Annotated in this window: 8 protein-coding genes; 7 read left to right on the forward strand and 1 reads right to left on the reverse strand. The window is 64.5% G+C overall.

The genetic code is table 11. The features are described 5' to 3' along the window. On the reverse strand, nt 1–710 hold a 710-nt coding region (locus H0W40_RS18555), incomplete at its 3' end, for a malate dehydrogenase (protein ID WP_292449216.1). A gap of 191 nt (nt 711–901) precedes the next feature. On the opposite strand from H0W40_RS18555, the gene H0W40_RS18560 reads away from it, so the two are divergent. From H0W40_RS18560 to H0W40_RS18590, 7 genes are all read left to right on the forward strand, one after another. Then, nucleotides 902–1,678 carry a GntR family transcriptional regulator gene (locus H0W40_RS18560; RefSeq protein ID WP_292449218.1) on the forward strand — a complete coding sequence of 259 codons (777 nt, stop codon included), beginning with the start codon at nt 902–904 and terminating at the stop codon, nt 1,676–1,678. An 89-nt stretch (nt 1,679–1,767) separates the two neighbouring features. Then, the gene (gene sdhC, locus H0W40_RS18565; RefSeq protein ID WP_292449219.1) at nt 1,768–2,208 is read left to right on the forward strand and encodes a succinate dehydrogenase, cytochrome b556 subunit; all 441 of its coding nucleotides are present in this window, start codon (nt 1,768–1,770) and stop codon (nt 2,206–2,208) included. A gap of 26 nt (nt 2,209–2,234) precedes the next feature. Further along, nucleotides 2,235–2,597, forward strand: a complete 363-nt coding sequence (gene sdhD, locus H0W40_RS18570; RefSeq protein WP_292449221.1) for a succinate dehydrogenase, hydrophobic membrane anchor protein — start codon at nt 2,235–2,237, stop codon at nt 2,595–2,597. 4 nt (nt 2,598–2,601) lie between these two features. Continuing rightward, the gene (gene sdhA, locus H0W40_RS18575) at nt 2,602–4,395 is read left to right on the forward strand and encodes a succinate dehydrogenase flavoprotein subunit (RefSeq protein WP_292449223.1); all 1,794 of its coding nucleotides are present in this window, start codon (nt 2,602–2,604) and stop codon (nt 4,393–4,395) included. Between the two features lie 19 nt (nt 4,396–4,414). Continuing rightward, nucleotides 4,415–5,119: a succinate dehydrogenase iron-sulfur subunit gene (locus H0W40_RS18580; protein WP_292449225.1), complete on the forward strand. Its 705-nt coding sequence runs from the start codon at nt 4,415–4,417 to the stop codon at nt 5,117–5,119. 20 nt (nt 5,120–5,139) lie between these two features. After that, nucleotides 5,140–5,427, forward strand: a complete 288-nt coding sequence (locus H0W40_RS18585) for a succinate dehydrogenase assembly factor 2 (protein ID WP_292449227.1) — start codon at nt 5,140–5,142, stop codon at nt 5,425–5,427. Nucleotides 5,428–5,506: 79 nt separating this feature from the next. Beyond that, nucleotides 5,507–6,057: citrate/2-methylcitrate synthase (locus H0W40_RS18590; RefSeq protein ID WP_292449229.1), on the forward strand; the 551-nt coding region annotated here is incomplete at its 3' end.

Raw genomic sequence — 6,057 nt, forward strand, 5'->3', positions numbered from 1 at the left:
CGCGCGTCGATGATCGCCGCGCCGCGTTTGCCCACGGTGGGCAGGAAGGTGTCCTTGTTCCAGACCTGATCGTTGATCATGTCCTTCACCGCCTTGCCGTCGGCAATGGCGAAGCGATAGTCCGCGTACATCGTCGGCGAGTGGTTGCCCCACACCGCCATCTTCTCGATGCTCGCCACGGGCTTGCCGATCTTGGCGGCCACCTGGCTCAGCGCACGGTTGTGGTCGAGGCGCAGCATGGCGGTGAAGTTCTTGCGTGGCAGGTCGGGAGCGCTCTTCATCGCGATGTAGGCATTGGTGTTGGCCGGATTGCCGACGACCAGAACCTTGACATTGCGGTTTGCCACGGCATTGAGCGCCTTGCCCTGGCCGATGAAAATCTTGCCATTGATGGACAGCAGTTCCGATCGTTCCATGCCCGCTTTGCGGGGCATCGAACCGACGAGCAGGGCGTAGTCCGTGTCCTTGAATGCGTTCATCGGATCGCCATGCGCCTGCATGCCGGCCAGCAGCGGGAATGCGCAGTCCTCGAGTTCCATCATCACGCCCTTGAGAGCCTTCTGCGCCTTCTCGTCGGGGACTTCCAGCAACTGCAGGATGACGGGCTGATCCTTGCCCAGCATTTCGCCCGAAGCGATGCGAAACAGCAGGGCATAGCCGATCTGGCCAGCGGCACCGGTGACGGCCACACGGACGGGTGTCTTGCTCATGAGGGAAGCTCCGGAAAGTTTGGGAATCTGGGCGGCGCGGGCGGTGCCTGCGATGAGGCACACGCCGAGCGCCGAGTTTAGGAGCAAGTCTAGGCGGCCGGCTTCCGGGCGTCAAAGCTCCTCTGTTTTATATAAGACATCTTTCAGCGTTGTTGTGGACGGCGAGGCGCGGGCTGTGATGCAATCCGGGCATGGCTGCCCACTCACCTTACCCGCCTACAGCCGAAGCTCCGCCCGGCCCGACTGCGGGCCCCGCGTTCAGTCCGCTTTATCAGCAGATCAAGGCCTTGATCACGCGAAGCCTGCAGGCCGGCGAATGGCGTCCTGGCGAGGCGATTCCGAGCGAGACCGAACTGGCGGTGCGCTACCGGGTCAGCCAGGGCACGGTCCGCAAGGCGATCGACGAGCTGGCGGCCGAAAACCTGGTGCTGCGGCGTCAGGGCAAGGGCACTTTCGTGGCGACGCATGCCGAACAGCAGGTGCAATACCGCTTCTTGCGCCTGGTGCCTGACGAGCGGGCCAAGAGCGGGTCGGTGGAGCGCCGGTTGCTCGACTGCCGGCGAGTGCGCGCGAATGCCGAGGTGGCGCGAACGCTCGACCTCAAGGCGGGCGACCCGGTGATCCAGGCACGTCGTCTCCTGATCTTCGCCGGCCGCCCGGTGGTGCTCGAGGACATCTGGCTGCCCGGCAATCTGTTCAAGGGGCTCACGACCGAGCGCCTGGCCGACTACCGCGGGCCGCTTTACGCCTTCTTCGAGACCGAGTTCGGCGTGCGCACCATTCGCGCCGAAGAGAAGCTGCGGGCGACCGCCGCAAATGCCGTTGATGCGCCCTTGCTTGCAGTGGCCGAGGGGGCGCCGCTCCTGAGTGTCGAGCGGCGCACGCTCACCTACGGCGACAAGCCGGTCGAGCTGCGGCGCGGTCTGTACGAGACCTCCAACCACCACTACCGCAACGAGTTGAATTGAAGGTGCAGAGCTTCGGCGCACCGGCGCCGGTGCGCATGTTGCAATGCAATAAACTCTTCGGGTTTTATAGAAGACAACCAGGGTCCGGCATGGCAGACATCAGCGCGAAGGCGGACCGACAACGCCCGGTCTACCGCAACATCCACATCACCCAGATCGTGGGCTACCGCTTGCCGCCGGCGGGCATCGTGTCGATCCTGCATCGGATCAGCGGCGCCTTGATGTTCGTGCTGCTGCCTTTCGTCGTGTGGCTGTTCGACACCAGCCTCACTTCCGAGATCAGCTTCGAGCGTTTCGCGAGCGCCTTCAATGCGGGCCTCGGTTTCTTGCCGGGCTGGTTTATCAAGCTGGTCGCGCTGGCGCTGATCTGGGCGTATCTGCACCACTTCATCGCCGGGGTGCGCCACCTCTACATGGACGTGATGCACGCCGTCACCGCGGACGCCGGGGCCAAGTCGGCGCTGTTCACCCTGGCTTCGAGCGCGCTGCTGACGGTCGTGCTGGGCGCCAAGCTGTTCGGCCTGTATTGAGAACGCGAGAAGAGGGCGCATTCGACATGAACAAGAACTACGGATCGCAGCGCATCGTCGTCGGCGCTCACTACGGATTGCGCGACTGGCTCAGCCAGCGCGTCACCGCGGTGCTGATGGCGCTCTTCACCATCGTGCTGCTGGCGCAGTTGATCTTCGGCGCGGAGTTGGGCTACGTGCGCTGGGCCGGCATCTTCTCGTCGCAGTGGATGAAGCTGCTCACCTTCGTGACCTTGCTCTCGCTGGCATGGCACGCCTGGGTCGGCATGCGCGACATCTGGATGGACTACATCCATCACGTCGGCTTGAAGCTCGTGCTGCAGGTGGCCACCATCGTCTGGCTCGTCGCGTGCGCGGGCTGGGCGATCCAAGTGCTCTGGAGGCTGTAGAAGAATGAGCGCAACGACGCTTCCCACCCGCAAGTTCGATGTCGTCATCGTCGGTGCCGGCGGCTCCGGCATGCGCGCCTCCTTGCAACTCGCGCGCGCCGGCCTCAGCGTGGCGGTGCTGTCCAAGGTGTTCCCGACGCGCTCGCACACCGTGGCGGCCCAGGGCGGCATCGGCGCTTCGCTCGGCAACATGAGCGAAGACAACTGGCATTACCACTTCTTCGACACCGTCAAGGGTTCCGACTGGCTCGGCGACCAAGACGCGATCGAGTTCATGTGCCGCGAAGCGCCGAAGGTGGTGTACGAGCTCGAACACTTCGGCATGCCCTTCGACCGCAACCCGGACGGCACCATCTACCAGCGCCCCTTCGGCGGCCACACTGCGAACTACGGCGAAAAGCCGGTGCAGCGGGCCTGTGCTGCGGCCGACCGCACCGGCCACGCAATGCTGCACACGCTGTACCAGCAGAACGTCAAGGCGCGCACGCAGTTCTTCGTCGAGTGGATGGCGCTCGACCTGATCCGCGATGCCGAAGGCGATGTGCTCGGCGTGACCGCCCTTGAAATGGAGACCGGCGAGGTCCATATCCTGCAGGGTAAGACCGTGCTGCTCGCCACGGGCGGCGCAGGTCGCATCTATGCCGCTTCGACCAACGCCTACATCAACACCGGTGACGGCCTGGGCATGGCGGCGCGCGCCGGCATTCCGCTCGAGGACATGGAGTTCTGGCAGTTCCACCCGACGGGCGTGGCCGGTGCCGGTGTGCTGCTCACGGAAGGCTGCCGCGGCGAGGGCGCGATCCTACGCAACAGCAACGGCGAGCGTTTCATGGAGCGCTATGCGCCCACCCTCAAGGATCTTGCGCCGCGCGATTTCGTCTCGCGCTGCATGGATCAGGAAATCAAGGAAGGCCGCGGCTGCGGCCCCAACAAAGACTACGTGGTGCTCGACATGACCCACCTGGGCGCGGCCACGATCATGAAACGGCTGCCCTCGGTCTACGAGATCGGCCACAACTTCGCCAATGTCGACATCACCAGGGAGCCGATCCCGGTGGTGCCGACCATCCACTACCAGATGGGTGGCGTGCCGACGAACGTGCACGGCCAGGTCGTGATGCCGAAGGGCGGCAACCCCAACACGGTCGTGAACGGGCTTTACGCGGTGGGCGAGTGCGCTTGCGTCAGTGTGCACGGCGCCAACCGGCTGGGCACCAATTCGCTGCTCGACCTGCTGGTGTTCGGGCGTGCGGCAGGCAACCACATCGTCGAGTTCAACGAGAAGAACAAGTCGCACAAGCCGCTGCCCGCAGACGCCGCCGACAGCAGCCTTGCACGTCTGGCCCGCCTGGAGGCAAGCACTGGCGGCGAGTACGCCCAGGACGTCGCGAACGACATTCGCAGCAGCATGCAGCTACACGCTGGCGTGTTCCGCACGCAGGTGATGCTCGATGAGGGCGTCAAGCAGATCGCCGCCCTGGCCGAGCGGGTGAAGAACATCGCGCTCGGCGACAAGTCCAAGGTGTTCAACACCGCGCGCATCGAGGCCCTCGAGGTCGAGAACCTCATAGAAGCGGCGCGCGCCACCATCGTCTCGGCGGCGGCGCGCAAGGAAAGCCGTGGTGCGCACACCGTCAATGACTACGCCGACACGCCCACATATCCGAACGGCCGCAACGACGTGGAATGGATGAAGCACACGCTGTGGTTCAGCGAAGGCAACCGGCTCGATTACAAGCCCGTGAACCTGACGCCGCTGACGACCGACTCCATTCCGCCCAAGGTTCGCTCGTTCTGAGCGCCGAGGAAGCACGAGCATGAGCCTACGCACCTTCCAGATCTACCGCTACGACCCCGACGCGGACGCCAAACCGCGCATGCAGACGCTGCAGGTCGAGCTCGACGGCTCCGAGCGCATGCTGCTCGACGCCCTCAACAAGCTCAAGGCCGTCGATCCGACCTTGTCGTTCCGACGGTCCTGCCGCGAAGGGGTGTGCGGCTCCGACGCGATGAACATCAACGGCAAGAACGGCCTGGCCTGCCTCACCAACATGCGCACGCTGCCGGGCAACATCGTCCTCAAGCCGCTGCCCGGCCTGCCGGTGATCCGCGACCTGATCGTCGACATGACGCAGTTCTTCAAGCAGTACCACTCGATCAAGCCCTATCTCGTCAACGACCAGCCGCCGCCCGAGACCGAGCGGCTGCAGTCGCCCGAAGAGCGCGACGAGCTTAACGGCCTGTACGAATGCATCCTGTGCGCGAGCTGCTCGACGGCCTGCCCGAGCTTCTGGTGGAACCCCGACAAGTTCGTCGGCCCCGCCGGCCTGCTGCAGGCCTACCGTTTCATCGCGGACAGCCGCGATCAGGACACCGCGGCCCGCCTGGACAACCTGGAAGATCCCTACCGCCTCTTCCGCTGTCACACCATCATGAACTGCGTGGATGTCTGTCCCAAGGGCCTGAACCCCACCAAGGCCATCGGCAAGATCCGCGACATGCTGGTGCGCCGCGCCGTCTGAGGCCCACCGCCCGAGAATTCATGGCCGTCTCGCTCGACGATCGCTTGCTCGACCCGGCAGCACTCGGGAAGTTGCGCTGGCGCTGCCGGCGCGGTTTGCTCGAAAACGATCTTTTCATCGAGCGCTTCTTCGCCCTGCACCAGAACACGCTCACGCGGGACCAGGCGGCAGGCATCGAGGCGCTGATGGAACTGTCGGACCCCGATTTGCTCGATCTGCTGCTCGCGCGGCGCGAACCGCAAGGCGTACTCGACTCGGCGACGGTGCGACTGGTGCTCGCTCAGCTGCGCCGCCCTGCACCGGCCTGAGCGCTGTCTAAACGCGCTGTCGCACCGATTTCTCTCTCGCCTCTTTCGCTGTACTCAGCTTCGACCAGAAGGAATTGCCATGACCCCGTCCGATGTCAAAGCCACCCTCTCGTTTTCCGATGGCAGCCCCAGCATGGAACTGCCGATCTACCAGGGCAGCGTCGGTCCCGACGTGATCGACATCCGCAAGCTCTACGCCCAGACCGGCAAGTTCACCTACGACCCCGGTTTCCTGAGCACTGCGGCCTGCCAGTCGGCCATCACCTACATCGACGGCGACAAGGGTGAGTTGCTCTACCGCGGCTACCCGATCGAGCAACTCGCCGAGAACTGCGACTTCCTCGACACCTGCTATCTGCTGCTCAACGGCGAACTGCCGAACGCCCAGCAGAAGCAGGACTTCGACAGGAAGGTGACCAACCACACGATGGTCAGCGAGCAGATGCAGTTCTTCCTGCGCGGCTTTCGGCGCGACGCCCATCCGATGGCGGTGCTGACCGGCCTGGTCGGCGCGCTGTCGGCCTTCTATCACGACGTGACGGACATCCAGAACCCGGAACACCGCGCCACGGCGGCGAACCGCCTGATCGGCAAGATGCCCACCCTGGTGGCGATGGCCTACAAGTACTC

This window comes from Methylibium sp. (genome assembly GCF_013817345.1).
Lineage (GTDB): Bacteria > Pseudomonadota > Gammaproteobacteria > Burkholderiales > Burkholderiaceae_C > Methylibium.